The sequence below is a fragment of the Cerasicoccus arenae genome, assembly GCF_014651635.1.
Taxonomy (GTDB): Bacteria; Verrucomicrobiota; Verrucomicrobiia; order Opitutales; family Cerasicoccaceae; genus Cerasicoccus; species Cerasicoccus arenae.
This window is the reverse complement of sequence record NZ_BMXG01000019.1, coordinates 1-17,332: the sequence shown is the minus strand read 5'-3', so window position 1 is coordinate 17,332 and position 17,332 is coordinate 1. Positions and strand designations below refer to the sequence as shown.

At 48.2% G+C, this 17,332-nt stretch carries 12 protein-coding genes and 1 tRNA gene; 8 read left to right on the top strand and 5 right to left on the bottom strand.

Going from position 1 to position 17,332, the window contains the following annotated elements; all coding sequences use genetic code 11:
* Positions 1-3: 3 nt before the first annotated feature.
* The 6 genes from IE065_RS13735 to IE065_RS13710 all read left to right on the top strand — a co-directional run bounded on the left by IE065_RS13735 (position 4) and on the right by IE065_RS13710 (position 9,828).
* Positions 4-3,822 carry a hypothetical protein gene (locus tag IE065_RS13735; protein WP_194500045.1) on the top strand — a complete coding sequence of 1,273 codons (3,819 nt, stop codon included), beginning with the start codon at positions 4-6 and terminating at the stop codon, positions 3,820-3,822.
* A 6-nt stretch (positions 3,823-3,828) separates the two neighbouring features.
* Positions 3,829-4,524, top strand: a complete 696-nt coding sequence (locus IE065_RS13730) for a hypothetical protein (protein WP_189516054.1) — start codon at positions 3,829-3,831, stop codon at positions 4,522-4,524.
* Positions 4,525-4,725: 201 nt separating this feature from the next.
* Complete coding sequence (locus tag IE065_RS13725) at positions 4,726-6,153, top strand: polysaccharide deacetylase family protein (RefSeq protein WP_189516052.1); 1,428 nt, start codon at positions 4,726-4,728, stop codon at positions 6,151-6,153.
* 101 nt (positions 6,154-6,254) lie between these two features.
* Positions 6,255-7,619: a right-handed parallel beta-helix repeat-containing protein gene (locus tag IE065_RS13720; protein WP_189516050.1), complete on the top strand. Its 1,365-nt coding sequence runs from the start codon at positions 6,255-6,257 to the stop codon at positions 7,617-7,619.
* Positions 7,620-7,670: 51 nt separating this feature from the next.
* Complete coding sequence (locus tag IE065_RS13715) at positions 7,671-8,453, top strand: rhamnogalacturonan acetylesterase (RefSeq protein WP_200163343.1); 783 nt, start codon at positions 7,671-7,673, stop codon at positions 8,451-8,453.
* A 214-nt stretch (positions 8,454-8,667) separates the two neighbouring features.
* Positions 8,668-9,828, top strand: a complete 1,161-nt coding sequence (locus tag IE065_RS13710; RefSeq protein ID WP_189516048.1) for a linear amide C-N hydrolase — start codon at positions 8,668-8,670, stop codon at positions 9,826-9,828.
* A 100-nt stretch (positions 9,829-9,928) separates the two neighbouring features.
* On the opposite strand, the gene IE065_RS13705 is transcribed toward IE065_RS13710, so the two are convergent.
* Positions 9,929-11,626 carry a beta-N-acetylhexosaminidase gene (locus tag IE065_RS13705; protein ID WP_189516046.1) on the bottom strand — a complete coding sequence of 566 codons (1,698 nt, stop codon included), beginning with the start codon at positions 11,624-11,626 and terminating at the stop codon, positions 9,929-9,931.
* A gap of 59 nt (positions 11,627-11,685) precedes the next feature.
* Positions 11,686-13,245: an N-acetylmuramic acid 6-phosphate etherase family protein gene (locus IE065_RS13700; RefSeq protein ID WP_189516044.1), complete on the bottom strand. Its 1,560-nt coding sequence runs from the start codon at positions 13,243-13,245 to the stop codon at positions 11,686-11,688.
* Between the two features lie 90 nt (positions 13,246-13,335).
* Between IE065_RS13700 and IE065_RS13695 the strand changes: the two genes are divergently transcribed.
* Positions 13,336-14,718, top strand: a complete 1,383-nt coding sequence (locus IE065_RS13695) for a PQQ-dependent sugar dehydrogenase (protein WP_189516042.1) — start codon at positions 13,336-13,338, stop codon at positions 14,716-14,718.
* A 133-nt stretch (positions 14,719-14,851) separates the two neighbouring features.
* Here IE065_RS13695 and arsB read toward each other — a convergent pair whose 3' ends face one another.
* The 3 genes from arsB to IE065_RS13680 all read right to left on the bottom strand — a co-directional run bounded on the left by arsB (position 14,852) and on the right by IE065_RS13680 (position 16,756).
* Entirely contained in the window at positions 14,852-15,922 is a 1,071-nt protein-coding gene (gene arsB / locus IE065_RS13690) for an ACR3 family arsenite efflux transporter (RefSeq protein WP_189516040.1), read from the bottom strand.
* Positions 15,923-15,928: 6 nt separating this feature from the next.
* Positions 15,929-16,372, bottom strand: coding sequence for an arsenate reductase ArsC (locus tag IE065_RS13685; protein ID WP_189516038.1), 444 nt, complete (start codon positions 16,370-16,372; stop codon positions 15,929-15,931).
* Positions 16,373-16,680: 308 nt separating this feature from the next.
* A tRNA-Arg gene (locus IE065_RS13680) sits at positions 16,681-16,756 on the bottom strand.
* 132 nt (positions 16,757-16,888) lie between these two features.
* Here IE065_RS13680 and IE065_RS13675 point away from each other — a divergent pair.
* Entirely contained in the window at positions 16,889-17,113 is a 225-nt protein-coding gene (locus IE065_RS13675) for a hypothetical protein (protein WP_189516036.1), read from the top strand.
* The last annotated feature ends 219 nt before the right edge of the window (positions 17,114-17,332 follow it).

Genomic DNA, 17,332 nt, shown 5'->3' with positions numbered 1-17,332 from the left:
TCGATGATAGTATCGATAATTCCTAATGATAGGTCCGAGAGCGTCGATTTAAAGAATATTACCCTGAAACGCGCATCGAAATATTTTCTGTCATTATGTGATAGCAACCCCCAACGGCGAATTTCTGATAAAATCAGTCCCCAGTTTTCAATCATTAATATGTCGCTTTACTCGCAGGCAAACCCAAAACGAAATCCATTGAAGCAATCCGGTATCTCTAGCACTAGGTGCACGGATAAGCGAGGCTTTGCGCTGATTGTCGCTCTTGTCTTGATGGGTTTCATGCTCCTATTGATTATTTCTATTTCGACCTTATTGCAGGTCGAATTAGCCTCTACGACACATTCTAAGAACCTCTTGTTGGCCCGCCAGAATGCGTACATGGGTATGTTGACTGCTTTGGGTGAACTGCAAAAAATCGCTGGCCCTGATGCCCGCGTTACCGCGCGGTCGGATATTTTCCTAGAACCCGGTGGCTTGAATGCGAGCCAGCTAGAGCAGCCTTATTGGTTGGGTATCTGGAACTCGAAAAATGCAGATGACACCGTTAAGCAGGCGCAAGACTATCAGGACTGGGATTCCCTGACGGCTGAGCAGAAAATTGCGCAGGCTTACTGGATCGTTAGTGGGAACGAGGGAGTTGCCCCAGATAATCCTGATTACCTTACCCCTCTGAAGGCTTTGGTAGAAAACGATTCAGTAATATTGGCAGGTGCTGCAGAAGACTATGATGTAGAGGCTGTACGAGTGAAGAAAGTCGTGGTTGAAGGTGTTGGAGAAAGCGGGCACTACGCCTATTGGGTCAGTGGCGATAACTCAAAGGCCTTGGTGAATGTGGTGGATACCGATGCCTCGACGAGCAATGATCCTAAAACGCTGAATCGCTCATTCCAAATTGCAAACCGAACCGGTGTGGGCGCGGTTGCCGGCCTAGATAAGTTTTCACCCGATGATTTATGGTTAGACCGCATTATGGATTTGTCTTCTGGTTACATTAACTGGAAGTCTGATGATGTAGAGGATCTCAGTGCCATACGGCGCGCTCGATTCCATGATTTAACGGCATGGTCAAAGGGATTACTGGTGGATGTAAAGGATGGGGCGCTGAAGCGCGATTTGACGCAGGCCTTTGAAATTTACACTTCATTTGAAGAACATTTCCAAGATCAAGCGTTTACAAACCAAGAGGCTTCGGATGAGGCTGCAGCCGATCCAACGACTCCTGAGCCTTACAATTTTGTGGCAGACCCTGTCGTTGTTAGCGGCAGTCCTAATTGGGCAATTTTGCGCGATTATTATCAGCATTATTGGCCAGCCTCGAGTTGGAGTAAACTGAAAGACGATTACCTTAATTTTCGGGGTGCGTACAAGAAGGTTGATGGGAAGTCGAGTGAAGAGGCAATGTTTACGCCACATTGGCATAATGGGACGAGGAAATCTGATCCATATGTTAGTTCTGGTTTACCTTATCAATATACTTCAGAGACTAGCTACACAAATGGTGACAACTACCAAGCCTCCAGTTTGATAACCCCGGTAGTTGCTCAAATTCGTCTTACATATGCATTCGAGTTGGTACCCGGAATGGACGGCGCGAAAGTTCCTGTAATAACGTTTAAGCCAGTTTACACTTTATATAATCCTTATAACACAAATATGGGGGCGAATGACTTTGGCTTTGTTTCGACATTGAGCCCGAAAATTACACTAGAACTTTTCTTTGTCGACGGAACAAAGGTTGTGGAATTTTATCAAGCAGAGCTACATAACGCAAATAAGCAGGGGACTTTAAAAGTTTCCCTTGGAAGTTTTAATATCGGGCCAGGCACCCTAGTTCATGAGGCATTTATCGGTTCTCCTTTTGGTAAAGTGGAGAGTAATTCGGGGGCAAACGCAGACTATGTTAAGCCAAATTGGACGGCAGTTGGTGGGTTGAGATTTCCTCTCGATAAAGTCGATGAAACTAATACTCCAGATCCAGCCTCTACAAGTGGGGCAGTTTCCCTTGCAGAAGCTCGGGCTTCAGGCGTGAAAGAACCCAGTTGGCATGCCAAATGGGGGATATCGACGGAAGAAAAAGAGTGGCTTAGGCAGGCCATTGCGGTGGATGCTCCGATTACTATCAAAATCGAATACGAAAACTTTGGCATAATGAGGAGCTGGACTAACTCGTCGGCAGCAGGCCAGTCTTACAACAATATCGTGGATCTTTGGGAGGCCGATAGTAATGATCAGCCTGATAATTTTAAAACGAGTTTTGTGTCGATGACGGCAGCGGGGCTTCAGGATTCGTTCGAAACTCTTGTTTTTTCTTTGAGAACGACTGAGCGGATGGGCGGTTTTGAGTCAGAAACAGACTCATTGCGAAACTTAATCGATAATAACTATAGAGCGATCTTTAGCAATTCCAGGTGGGACGGTGGTAATGGAAAAAGCCGCTACTTGAGTCTCTATGATGTCGAGTCTCTGGGACAAAATGAGCAAGAGCCGGAGAGTTATACGGATCCCGATAATGGCGTAAAGTATGGTTACTGGGGGAACAGTATTGAGTCGACTGGGCAAGCGAGCGTCGTGCTCTTTGAACGTCCACGGGGCCGCTTAATGTCTTTAGGTCAGCTTCAACATGCGAATTTGGGCCGCTATCAATTTGATCCAACTTACATTGTTGGTAATTCTTACGCTAATTTGAGAATCCCCATGGATCAGACTCGGGTAACTAATTTTGATAACGTATCGGGGTTAACATATTTTGATGTGCCTTATTTGGCGAATGAACGGATTTGGGATGGATTTTTCTTTTCCACGCTTGAGATTCCGAGAACAGCTGAAGGGCGGGAAACTCTGGCAGCGACGTTGGATGACCCAGGGGTAAGTCTTTCGGACCATATCCTGAATCCTCGAATGGAATTTATTACTTCTGATATTTCTGATTCCGACCGTTACAATCGGATTGTTGTAGAAGACATAGCTGATGAGAATTTTAAGTCTGCGATCTATCGGCCTGCTTCCGAAATGTGGATTAATGGTGCGTTTAACGTGAACTCGACTTCAGTGGAAGCCTGGAAAGCAGTTTTAGCTAGTAGCCAAAATTTGCGCTTCCCCGTATATGATCCGTCAGGAACTAATGAAATTGTTACTGAAAGCGATGTTGCTTTCTCAAGAGTTAGTCGGCCCTACAGTAGAGGTTTCAAGGCTAGCGATGAGGCAACGGAAGCCGAATTTTGGAAGGGGTATCGTCTACTGACTTCTGCGGAGTTGGACGATCTTGCGGAGTCCATCGTTGAGCAAGTTAGGGCGAGAGGTCCATTTCTTAGTTTGGCGTCTTTTGTGAATCGTCGACTAAGCACGGATGAGTTTAGCAAGAAAGGGGCGTTACAGGCGGCATTAGACGATCCGAGTCTGGGTGGAGACACTTCGTTGGCAGTTAATGTAATAAACAACCCAAATGTGGCAGGTGAGGCGGTTACGGCATTTAGAGATTTCAGGAATTTCCTGCCTGAAAATTTATCATCAACCGATCGATCTAATATGGGTTTTCCAGGCTATGTATTGCAGGGAGATATCCTTCAACAGATCGGTTCTTTCCTGACCGTTCGCTCAGATACATTCACGATTCGAGCCTATGGCGACGTAATAAATCCGATAACCAAGGAAGTTACCAGTCAGGTGTGGTGCGAAGCAAAGGTGCAGCGCACTCCAGAGGCAATGCCTGGAGTTGCCCAGGATGCTTCCGAAATGGATGAGTTAATTCAGCCATCCAGCACCTATGGTCGCCGTTTTGAAGTTGTTTCATTCCGTTGGTTGGAATCAGACGAAATTTAAAAATTCATGAAGTTTAGTGGTAAATATTTAATCGTGATTTCCTGTATGCTGATGGCTGGGTCGCTTTTTGGGCAAGGCTCAGATCCTGCGGAAAATGTAAGTCTGCAGTTTTCAACGCTCAGTTGGAAGCGCACGATTCAGGATTTGTATTTCCAGAATGCAAGTGGCGAAGAAGTTAAATTCTTTGTACCTAATGGTTCACCGTCCAATACTTTTGATTACTTTGGGCCAGTTCCATTGGTCTTTTATAAATACAACGGTAAAGACGCGCAAGGTATACCAATAAAAGAAACGATCGCGAGGTATAATCCAATGACAAGGAGTCCGCGCCTCCTTCTTTTTATCCCTGATTCGAGGCCCGGCTACGATCCATACCGCATACTGCCTTTAGACTATTCTCCAGCAGAAATAAAAAAGGGCTCCTATCGATTCTTTAATCTAGCGAGCTATCCGGTGTATGTGCGTTTTGGGAAAAATGAATTCAAAGTCGATTCTCGTGACTCGGCAACCGTGCTGTCTGACCCCTCGAAGGCTGATGGCCTTGATGTTGCCATGGCAATGCAGGTGAGTGAAGAAGCGGACAGTGCGCGCATTGTTTATTCTGCAGGATGGACATTACGGGCTGGTCGATCTGCCTTGGTGTTTATCACTAATGAGCAAGGTGTATCGGGTCAAATTGACGTTAAGCGAATTTACTTTTAATCGCTGAATACAAAGATGTTATCAGCCAAGGACAATTAGTTTAATAGGTTAAATTAATGGATGCTTTGTCCCACGCTATTTAGGCGACAGGTTACATTTAATTCTGCATTCATCCGGTCTCAACTCCCGATCAATTAACTTACGATTAGTGATTTTAGTTGGGCCACAGTTTCATCCCTAAATCAATTACTTACTTATCAAATGAAGCCACGGATTTTATTTTTACCTCACGGAAATCTTCAATACAGCCAGCTTGAGCCATCTCGTCGACCATGGGTGATCGATCAGTCTTATGAGCCGCTGTTTGATTTGGTTGAACAAACGGATGCGAAGATTGGCTTCGAGGCTTCGGGTGAAACCCTGAAAATAATGGCGGATACTCGCCCTAAGGTTCTGGCCAAACTGAAGGCGTTGATGGATGCTGGAAAAGTTGAAGGTGTGGGGTCACCATTTACTCATATTATGTTGGCGAACCTAAGTCCCGAGATGGGAGTTGCCAGCTTGAAGGATGGGCTGGATGCCTGGGAGCGCTACACGGGACATCGTCCTCGCTTAGGATGGAACCCTGAATGTAGCTGGGCTGATTTCCTCCCGGAAATTTTTCAGGAAGCCGGTTTCGACTCTCTGGTTATGGATGGTGATTCTTTCTTCCTGAGCTTTCCTGAAATCCGTGAAGCAACTGGATTGGATTATGATGTGCGTGGACACAGCAATAAAACCAAGCTTTTCCGTATCGCTGAGTACATCAAGGACAAGCCGGAGTATTATCGTTACCTGACGAATGTTTCCAAGACGTCATCGGGGCTGAAAATGTTGTTCCGTGTAGATTTCTTCGCGAATCCAATGCTCTGGTATTTGATGGGGGCGACTGAAGGTAACCGTAAAGATCCAGTTTCGCTGTCAGAGATTTCAGACTTACTCGGTGACTGGAAAACACGGGCTGAAGATTCTGGGAATTTCCTGATTCCTTACGCTGAAGACGCTGAATATATCGGTACAAGCGCCTATTTCTATGTCAAACAGTTTGGCTATGCTCGTTTCTTCGAACATGAGCCAGAAAGTGTGACACGCTTTGCACATTTGCTTAATCTCGCGTCTGAATGCGGTTACGAATTCGCCACTCCGTCCGAAATTATAGATCAAAGTGAGGCAATTGAAATCTCCAACGGCCAAATCAATACCATTGAACGCGGATGTGCTTGGCATGGCGGTACTGCGCGCGCTTGGTTGAACACTTCGCATGCTCGTGTATTGGATCCAACCTGCCAAGCAGTTTACCAAGGCGTATTGCGTCTGCAAGAAGTGATTGAACCCGTTTCGAAAGCGGGGGCAATTTTGGATCAGGCCCGTAAGGAAGTCACCTCGGCTTATGTTTCAGATTCGCGCTGGCCTCCCGCTCCGACGTCGCCCGGCCGCTTTAATGTAGCAGAGAGTATTGCTGATTTGAAGAAGGCTAATAGTTCCTTGGAAAAGGCGATGATGGCAGCCGGTATTTCGGATCAACGTTCCCTCTATTCACCAGGAATTATGAAGACTCAGATTCTATCGATTGAGGAAGAGCTGATGGCTATGCCATACTTCGGTGAATCAAAGGCCGTGGAAAGCAATGTTTCAGCAGCGGCGCTATAGACGATAGAGAATAACGATTCTTTTGGTCGGCCACCACCCGCTCATTTCCGAATAGATTAGGTGATTAATGTTTAATTTATAACCCTGTAATACCCAAATTAATGAAAAAAATCTCATTCAGCTTGTTATCCGTAGCAGCGGCCTTAATGGCTAATTCACTGTTTGCAGCAGACTATCACGTCTTGCCGAAAAGTGCCGGGCTGGCCGATGGCTCCTCTTGGGAAAATGCCGCTGCGGGATCACGTGAGGTCGTTGGAGGTTTTATTGAAAACATGCAACCAGGCGATGCCATACTCTTTGGTAGCGGTGTCTACGATTCATTCGCTATGCGTATTGGGCAGAGCGGTAGTGAGGGGAATCGTTTGTCATTCCGCGGAGTCGATACGGGTGATGGACTTCCGTTGATGAAGAGTTCATTCGTTAAGGAAAACCCATCCAAAGGTTCCACATTTATTACCATTGATAGCGGGGCATCGCACCTTGAGTTTGATGGTTTTCGAGTGAACAACTACAAGGGAGTCGTTTATTCCCGTGGTCTCAATGTGGACTTGGCATTTTCAAACTTCACTGTACATGATTGTCGAATTGGAATTTTCCTCGAGGGTGGTGGCTTGAATGAAGGTGCGGAAAATAATTCTCACGACATTGAAATTACCGATTCGAAGTTCATCGGATTTACCAAGTCGGCAGTGCGTTTGCAGAACGGTAACTATAATGTGAAAGTCGAAAATGTTTTCGCTGATGCCGGTGGTAAAGAGTATTCCAATGACCCGTTTCACATGGCATTCTTTGTTCCTGGTGAGTACCGCAAAAAGGGTAATAGTCCTGCCGATGACCATCACATCACGTTTATTAATTGTGAAGCACGAAACAGCTATCAGGATAAGGGTTCCAAGTATTGGAATGGAGATGGTTTTGTGACCGAAAGTGGCACGCATCATATTACCTATCTGAATTGCCGCGCTTATGACCACACTGATGGTGGATGGGATTTGAAATCATCGGATACGGTTTTGGAAAATTGCGTAGCTATTGGCAGTAAGCGTAACGTTCGAATCTGGGGCGATGCGAAGTTGATCAATTGCTTTATTGGATACAGCAAGCATCGTGGTGGTTCTGGCGGTGCATCCGGACTTTACCTGACAGGACGAGCTAGTGTTGTGGTGGAAAATAGTACGATTCTAAACAATGACGGCCATCAAATTTGCTTGGAAAAAACCAAAAAACAGTCTGCAGGCGAAGCGAAAGTGATTGTTAAGAACAGTATTGTAGGTGTGACAACACCAAGTGACAGAAGCCTAGCCCGCGTTGATAAGGGCAGTGAACTTGAGAAGATTGATTCTCTTTTCTTTCAAACGACTGAGCTGAATCCCGGTTTTGTCGATCCAGTAGCAGATTGGGATGGCCAAGGCACGAATTTCAACAATTTGAAATTTGGCAAGTCCAAGGGCTACTATCAGAAGTAGGTTCTCATTTTCTGTTCGTAGGCACTTCTCTCACTCATTTAGGCTACATTGATGAAGTTCTACTTTCGACTGCTACTTTGCCTGATCCTGTGCAAAGGCCTCTTTGGTAACAAGGATATGGTCGTAGAACCGGAGGCACCGGTAATCTACATGGTGGGGGATTCGACCATGGCCAATAAATCGAATCCAGAAAACAATCCAGAGCATGGCTGGGGGCAGTTATTAGCTGAGTTTGTCGAGGCAGGTGTGACTGTTCAGAACCGTGCTGCTGGAGGTCGTAGTACGCGCAGCTTTATTGCGGAAGGGCGTTGGGATAAGGTGATGGATGTGCTGAAGCCCGGTGATTGGGTTATCATACAGTTTGGCCATAACGATCAGAAAAAGAAAAAGCCAAAGGTATACACGGATTCTGAAACGGATTATCAGGAATTCCTTGCGAAATTTGTTAATGAAACACGTTCACGTGGAGCACATCCCATTTTGGTAACATCCATTTTTCGACGATATTTCAAGGAGGGAATGGCTAAAAGTAGTTTGGGGAATTATCCAAATGCGACTAAAGAAGTGGCATCCAGTTTAGAGGTTCCGTTGATTGATTTGCATCGATCAAGTGGCGAACTTCTCAATGATTTGGGTGAAGAAGGTTCTAAGGCACTTTTCCTGCATTATGAACCAGGGGAGAGCGATTTTTACCCTAAGGGAAAGCATGACAATAGCCATCTTTCCGAGCAGGGAGCACGTTCGATCGCTAAACTTTTTGCTGAAGAAGCTTACGCCTTAAATATCGGCTTCCCAGTCAATAAGGAATCCCTTGCTAGTGTAGCTGCTGAATAAAGATCGACTATGATCCTCGATCAAATCGGATTCCTCGTGTTTGATCACTTCCTCACGATATAATAAGAGCACTAAGGTGAATCAATTTGAAGGAAGCAGGGCACTGGTAACTTGAAATAAGTAACCACCCCTCGCAGATTGGTGCTTTTAGCCGTTCGCTAATGGCAATGAGCATTGACAATTCAAGTTAATAAATCGAAATTATATTATACATATGCACATTTTCAACACCCCACTCAGCCGAGGCGTTCGCGAGATAATTTGCGAATTGTTTTCTCAGGCCAAGAAAATCTCATTCCTTGCCACCGCAGTTTTTCTGACTGGAAGCATTTTTGCTCCTTCGCTAGTCAATGCTTGCACCCGCGCTATGTATGTCGGTGGTGACGGTACGGTGATTACTGGCCGAAGTATGGACTGGATGCAGGATATGGAGACTGATCTGTGGGTATTCCCAAGAGGGATGGAACGCAACGGAAATGCTGGCTCGGATTCGCCTACTTGGACGTCCAAATATGGCAGTGTGATTGCTTCAGCCTATAATATCGCTAGTGCAGATGGGATCAACGAAAAGGGCCTGGTTGCCAATATGTTGTATCTCGCAGAAGCCGAGTATGGAGATGATACAAAGAATCCACCCCTGTCGATTGGCCTGTGGGCGCAATATGTCCTTGATAATTATGCCAACGTCAACGAAGTCGTCGATGGTCTGACTGAGAAGCCGTTACGCATTGTAGCTCCGAAGCTTCCCAATGGTTCAGCTGCTACCCTACACCTATCCGTTTCTGATCCGAGTGGGGACTCCGCCATCTTCGAATATCTGAACGGTAAGCTGACGGTGCATCACGGGAAGGAATACAAGGTTATGACCAACTCACCGGTCTACGATCAGCAGCTTGCCCTCGATACCTATTGGAATAAAATCGGTGGTATGTCATTCCTGCCAGGAACCAACAGTGCGGCTGACCGCTATGTCCGCGCCTCATTCTTTATGGATGCGGTGACCAAAAAATTGGATTCGAGCTATATCGCTGATGTCCCCAACCAGACCTATGCTCATCAGGCGGTTGGTCAGACGCTTTCAGTCATTCGCAGCGTGAGTGTTCCGCTCGGTATTGTGACGCCGGGGCAGCCCAATATCGCTTCAACGCTTTGGCGCACGGTCGCGGACCAAGCGAACATGGTCTACTTTTTTGATTCTTCGACAACGCCGGATACTTTTTGGGTTCCGTTGAAGGACATGGATTTCTCCAAGACCGCCAAGCCCAAGAAGCTGCCGATTGCTGGAGGCCATTACTATTCCGGCAATGCCGCCGAGCAATTCGTCGAAGCCAAGCCGTTTACCTTCATGAAGGCTGAACCCGCAAAGACTAAGTAGACAGTCCACATTTCAGCCAGTTCGTGACTTTTATCCTAAATGATGTTAGTTAGCCTGATGACTTGGCTGGGTTTATCCTGCGGTGGGATTTGATTTGCCGCTACAGTAATTGACGGAGGCGGCTGGCGCTTTCATTGAGGCCACCGATGCGGCTACGACGGATCCAGATTTTTTCGTAATGGCCAATGAGCAACGTTAGCTCGGCGCGAATGGTTGGACTGAGCTGGAATTGTTCGATGGGCCCAAGGTGGCTTTTTATCGCCAGACAGCGTTGCGCGGCAAAGCGAGTCAAGTCGATGGCGAGGTCGAGCTCATCGCGAATCCAGTCACTGTCCTCGACATGGAGAGTAGTGGCGCTGAGCGCGGATTTCCATTCCCAGGTCTTGTTGATGACATCTTGCAAGGCTTGCTTGGGACATTCTTCCAGCTTGGCTTGAAGTTCGTCGATGGGCATACGGGTACTGGTGCAGAGGAAGCTCTGATTTACTAGCTGGATGGGCAGCATACGATCAACATTGCCCAATTCTAAGAGAATGCGAACCGCCTGCTCATCTTCACCTTTGAAAAAGATGCGGTTGATTTGCGGTGTTAGATCGAGATTGCTATCGGCGTCGCCATGCCATGCAAAGAGGGCACCTGCGACAAGACCAGGTATCGAGATCGGCCAAGTTTGTGGATGGCCATGATCTCCCCAGTGCGTGACGAGCAGGCCGACTGCCTTATGACGCAATGCGTGGCGGGCGGCGGAACGAATGTTCTCCAGCATGTTCCGGTAACGGCCAGTAAAACTGCCCCAAGAAGAGTCTCCGGGCGCGACGTAAAAAGGATGATCGGTGCTGGCGAGAATTTCGCATTCACGGTCAAAGGGATGCTTGGCCTCGTAGCCCCAAAGAATGGGGGTTACGTTGGCGGGGAGCTCTTTGATGAACTCTGGATGTTCCAGTAGAACATCCGCCCAGCACATCGGTTCGCAGTCATGGTTTTCCGCCAGTTCACAAATGCGCTTGAGGAAGCGAGCATAGACGGCATGTTTACCTTCACTCTGGACTTGGGGTGCGCTCCAACCTTGGCCGAGTTCCCATGGCTCGTCCCCTCCGACATTAAATTTGTGGCTGGAAAAATGTGGGAGCAGTTCGTCGTAGAGTTCGTTGAGAAATTGGAGGCTCTGCTCGTCGGGGCGCAGCACGCCGCCGCTGGGGCGTGGGCCGGTAATGGGGTTGGTGAAGCCGTCGGGACATTCGGCCAGATGGTGATATTCGGGATGCTTCAGCCATCGTTCCATATGGCCGAAGGAGTTTTGGTTGGGGACGAGTTCGATGAAGCGGTCGGTGCAATAGGCGTCGAGGTCTTCAATTTCCTGAGGTGTCATTGGCGAGGCGAGGCCCCAGACGAGTTTATGCCCTGCGTAGGCGAAAGTGTGTTCAGTATAAAGTTGTAGCTGGTTATAGCGTAACTTTGCCAACACATCGACGAGTCGGTAAAGGTGCGCCATTGTCGGGACGCGGTCGCGGGAAATATCGAGCATGTAGCCGCGGTTCGGGAAGTCCGGCCAGTCTTCGATTCGTAGGCAGGGCAAGCCAGGTCCATCGGATAGCTCGGCGATTTGTTTGAGGGTCTCTTGGGCGTAGAATGCGCCCGCAGGATCCGCGGCCGAGATCGTGATCTGGCCGTTCTCGATGGTCAGTCGGTAGCCTTGAGCGGGTAAATTGATCTCCCCAATGGCGACTTCCGCCTCAATGTCTGCGGGGCAGGAACCATTCAGGGGCTTCAACGTTCTGGGTTCAGGAATGAGTAACATGGTGAGAAGCTTCGATATAGTTTGCAGTGTCTGTTGGCGTCAACAGGCATTTTCTATGCCTAACCGTGCTGCAGCTTGAGTGCATTGAGCGTCTTGAGCACGATGGGTTCATCGGGTGCGAGGGTTTCCCGTTGGCGATAGAGCTCCCGACAAACCACTGCGTAATCAGTTTTTGTGCCGCCTGCTTCGCATTGCAAAGTTTGAATGTAACGGATTGCCCGGTCGATAAGCTTGTTGTTGCTGGGCTTGACGTAGGTCATGAGATTACCGGCATAGCGACTCAGGCGGCCCATTACCAAAGTGGAGTGAGCATTGAGTAATATTTTAAGTAAGAGCTGGCTTTCCAGTAGAGGCAAGCCAGCGGGAACGGCTTCGGCGGCTAGCCGGTCGAGTGACCAGCCCACGGCACCATCCACGTGATCAATGCTAAAGCAGTGGTGACGTGCCTCTCCGCAGGACTGGGCACGGTGGCGCGCTGCATTGGAACTAATGTCATAGCCCATGAGCTGTTCGCGGCGGGTCACGGGCAGGTTCTCTGGCCAAGTGAGGCAACGCGGTTCGCGACGCAATAGGCGTCGCCACGCCAACGCGGCAGCGGGTTCGGTTGGGAGCGTTAGGTAGCACAGGCTGAGTGGCTCAGTCGTTGCCTCGCCAACATAGCGCTCAAATATTGATAAGGAAAAAGTCGGTGCGCGTTCGGTTGTGTCAGTCAGTACGGTGACGCCATAGTCGTCGGTAATGTAAAGCGTGCGGTCGCCTCCTTGATAGATTTCGCTTTCGCGGACAATGAATTCGACGAGGAAATTCCAGTCCGATCGGTCCACGGTTGCGCGAAAACACTTCAGCCGATTAGAAAAACTTTGCGTTGCAAAGTCTTCTTTCGCAGCAAGCTCGAGCGTCAAGCCGATTGCATACTGTAGAACCGTGCTCGCCTGCATGCGCGTGCTACCAGCAATGCCCATTGGGCCGACGGCAAGGTTCCATTTGCGGATGCCTGGGTGGTCGATAACGCAGCGTGAGCGTTCGACAAGTTGGCGAAGAAGCTCGTCCGGGTTGCAGTAGCAGAACCAAGGGGCCATGCGGCTGATACGTGCGGCTTCTTCGGTTACCCCAATCACCCAAGGCGTTTCGCCGCCCTCGGTCGAGGCGATGAGCAGGTCGTTCGCGCCGAACCCCAGCTCGTGCAGCTGGCGGGTACCGTACTCAGGGAAATCTTCGAAGCCTTCGATGGAGCGAATGAGTGCGGCGTCGCCTCCGGCCATGAAGCCGATTACTCTGTCTTTGAAAGCTAGTGGGACGAGGCCTTCGCGGCAGAAGGTTTCTAGCGCAATGGATAGTCGTCCCGTCGCGCCGCAACCGGCGAGGAAAATTCGTCCACCACTGTTGAAAACCGTGTGAATGTCAGCGATTAAATTTGCTGCCGGACTGGTGAGCTGGCTCATCGTTGCGAGCGCTTGCTGATCAACGGTTTTGAGCGCGTTTATGGCGGCGGGCAGATCGCTCTGGCACTGCTGAGATAGGTGTTGTGTGAGTGGATGCGATTGCTCGGTGTCCAGCTGGCCAAGCTGGAAATCGGCGGAGCAAGCGAGGAATTCGTCGGCGGATTCGGCAGTTTTCACAAGAGACAGTCAGCAAGAAATTTTGGCTGTCGGCGATGGTATTTTCGAGATGGAGTTGCGGATGTGCCGTTTTTGATCTATCCGATCAGCATGAACCGTTTGTTGCTTGTGTTTATTTTGTCGAGTGGCTGCTGCCTTGGTGCGCCAAAAGTGGAAGAGCTTTATGCTCAGCATTGTCAAGTTTGCCACGGCGAAAAGCTTGAAGGCGGTCTTGGTGCGTCCTTGATCGACGGTGAATGGCGCAGCGACGGGAGTATTCGAACGCTCATGGATATCTTAAGAAATGGCCAACCGGAGTTCGGTATGCCGGGGTTCGCAGGGCAGTTATCCGAGTCCGAAATGCGCGCGCTGGTGATCTATATTCAGGAAAGGGAGAAATACGCACTTGAGCAGCCGCCTAAGCCGGAGCCTGGTACGAAGAACGTTTACTCGGTGGCGGGTGAGCGTTTTCGCCTAGAAAAAGTCGCTTCGGGATTGGCTACGCCGTGGTCGGTGGCGTTTCTGCCAGAGGGGCGTTTTTTAGTGACTGAAAAGCTAGGCGGGTTGCGGATCATCGAGGCTAATGGCAAGTTTGGCGAACCGATTAAAAGAACGCCGGCAGTATTTAATAAAGGGCAGGGCGGGCTGTTAGAAGTCGCGTTGCATCCCGATTACGCCAAGAATGGTTGGGTTTATCTTGCCTTCAGTGATGCGGATGGTGACGTTTCAATGACTAAGATAGTGCGTGGGAAAATCTCCGGCAACAATTGGGTAGAGCAAGAAACGATTTTTGAGGCACCAAAAAAATTCTACACGAATCGTGGTCATCATTTTGGTTGCCGCATTGCCTTTGATGACAAGGGCTATTTATTCTTCAGCATTGGGGAGCGGGGACAACAGGAGCAGGCTCAAGACACAATCCGTCCCAATGGCAAAATCCATCGCATTCATGACGACGGACGGATTCCGTCGGATAATCCTTTTGTCGAAAATGGCTTTCTAACGATCTGGAGCTATGGCAACCGCAATCCACAAGGGTTGGATTTTCATCCGGAAACAGGTGTTCTGTGGGAGAGTGAGCATGGGCCACGTGGTGGTGACGAGCTCAACGTGATCCAGCGTGGTGCTAATTACGGCTGGCCCATTGTCACTTATGGGATGAATTATAATGGCACGCCGATCACCAGCGAAACCTCACGTCCGGGAATGGAACAGCCCATTCATTACTGGACGCCATCCATCGCAGTGTGCGGGATTGATTTTTACGAAGGCGATGCGTTCCCTTCGTGGAAGAATCGTTTGTTGGTTGGCTCGCTCAGACAGCAGGAGCTTCATCTTATTACGCTGGACGGCGAATCTGTAGTACGTGACGAAATTATTCTGGAAGATCGGGGCCGGGTTCGAGATGTAGCGAGCGGGCCGGATGGGGCGATCTATCTTGTCCTGAATAGCCCCGATGAACTCGCACGGCTGGTTTCTCAGCCAAAAGATTGAGTAGTATAAGCCCAACCCTGCCCGTCGATGGGGGGATTAGAAACCTAGCAACACTGTTGATGGTCGTCTTTTCGCAACTAGGTTACACCGTGGAAACGGTTGAATGTAGCTGATTCAGGGATGCCGAAAATTATTACGGAATATGAAAGAGCTTTTTACGGAACCAAAAGGCTACATTAACCAGTGCAATCATTACTGGGACTTCGACAAGTGGTCCGATTACTGCGGCAAAGGCGACGCCTGAGCCAATCCCGAAAACGGCGACCGCGACTGCAATCGCTAGTTCAAAGTTATTGCTGGCTGCGGTGAAACTTAGTGTGACGCTTTGACGGTAATCTGCTCCAACCCATTTGCCCATCATGAAGCTTACCATGAACATGATGGCGAAGTAAATCGTTAGCGGGATTGCGATGAGTAAAACATCGAGTGGTACTTCTACTATTTGGTCTCCCTTGAAGCTGAACATCAGCACGATTGTAAAGAGCAAGGCGATTAGTGTTAATGGACTAATGCGTGGAATGAATTCTTTCTCATACCAGTCTCGTCCCTTTAGCTTCAAGCCGACAAACCTTGTTAGCATTCCGCCAAAAAACGGGATGCCCAAGTAAATGAAAACGCTCTTCGCGACGTCGCTCATCGCGATTGATACCACATTTCCTTCAAGTCCGAAGAAAACGGGAAGCCACGTTATGAAAAACCACGCATAGAGACTAAAAAAAAGTATTTGGAAGACACTATTAAATGCGACAAGCCCAGCTGCGTATTCATTGTCTCCTTCAGCCAACTCGTTCCATACTATTACCATGGCTATGCACCGTGCTAAACCAATGAGAATGACGCCGGTCATATACTCAGGGTGGCCCCGTAGGAAAAGGACCGCCAGTACGAACATTAGTACTGGCCCAATGATCCAGTTTTGTACCAGCGAAAGCGTGAGCACCTTTAAATTTCGAAATACACGAGGCATTTCCTCGTAACGCACTTTTGCCAATGGCGGATACATCATCAGGATCAATCCAATGGCAATGGGCACATTGGTTGTTCCAACTTGAAAGCGGTTTAAGAATTCATCAGCACCATTCCATAATGCGCCAATTCCAACACCAACGGCCATTGCTAGGAATATCCATAGTGTTAGAAAACGATCCAAAAATCCTAGTTTTTTTCTGCAAGGCGTGCATGCTGGTATAGATGCTTGGCTCATCTTATATTAATTTTTTTGATTCAGCGCGTCGCGATATCCTGCGGCATATGCCAAGAAAGACTTTTGGATTTGATCGCGAATTCGGCGAAATGCATCCATCTCAGTTTCGTCGTCGCGGACAGCCTTGGGAGGGTCTTCGAATCCCCAGTGATAGCGGTTAACTTTACCGGGGAATAGTGGGCAACTTTCATCAGCGTTGTCGCAAACTGTGATGACTGTGTTAATGCCTGCATTCATAAATTGATCTAGGTGCTTGGATGTGTGGCCTGAAATATCAATTTCAAGTTCTTTAAGAGCAGCAATTGCGTTTGGATGAACATAGCCCGCAGGCTGTGAACCAGCACTGTAAACCTCAAAGATATCGCCAGCTACATTGCGAAGAATGCCTTCGGCCATATGGCTACGACACGAGTTTCCTGTGCAAAGTATTAACACTTTTGTTTTGTTCATGGTGCTTTGGGTAGAATCACGTGGTTAAATAATTATACAAATGAACTATAAGTTTTCTGTTTGTAGCATATTCCGTATTTGGGATATGCCGTCAATGGCATTTTTGGAATTTTTCAAAATCGAGGTAAATCCCAAAATTAGTGGACAGTTACTGATTATCTAAACAAGGAAGTGAAATCAATGAGTAGTGATTTGTCCTATTTAATAATATTGATATGTTGCATGTTGCGAAAGCAATCTACAATCAATTTATATCATACTTATCGGTTTTGAAGAAACTGCCTCGCATAATCACTAGCATTTCAAAATGGCAGGGAAGGCGGGAATCGAACCCGCAACCAACGGTTTAGAAAACCGCTGCTCTATCCGTTGAGCTACTCCCCCAAGTTTTTATCAAATAAATGCTTATGAATGATTCTTACTGGCGAAATTGGGTATTTGGTAACCTGATTGTGTGATCTGATGGATTTTAGGGCATGCCGAAGCACGTAAAAATCAAACCAATCCACGTTCCTAATGGTTGCTGAATGCCTGTATCGTCATGAAACATCGGGAAATTACTATGTGTGGGTAAAATCCAACGGCAAGCAAATCCGCAGGACTTTAAAAACCACTGTTTCCATCGCCGAGATCGGCCGGGAGATGGGTGTCAGTGAAGCGACGTATCAACTCATGCATTCTGAATCCCTCGGTGTGAGCGAAGACTGGAAGATTGATGACGTCGGTGCTGAAAACCTATGATAGTGATTGAGCTCTCTACTATCAGACTTGGACCAGCTACATCAGATATTACCAAAGCTTTTGTCCGCTTGTTCGTCCACTAGGGGGGGGCTTTACTCAATCAATCCAGTAAAAACAAGAATCTGCCGGGAATCTCTGATTAAGCAGTGGCCGACTTGTGGGACTCAGCTGGTTTCTCGGACTTGAATCGAGGGAGGTCTAGGGACTGACCGGGGGGGG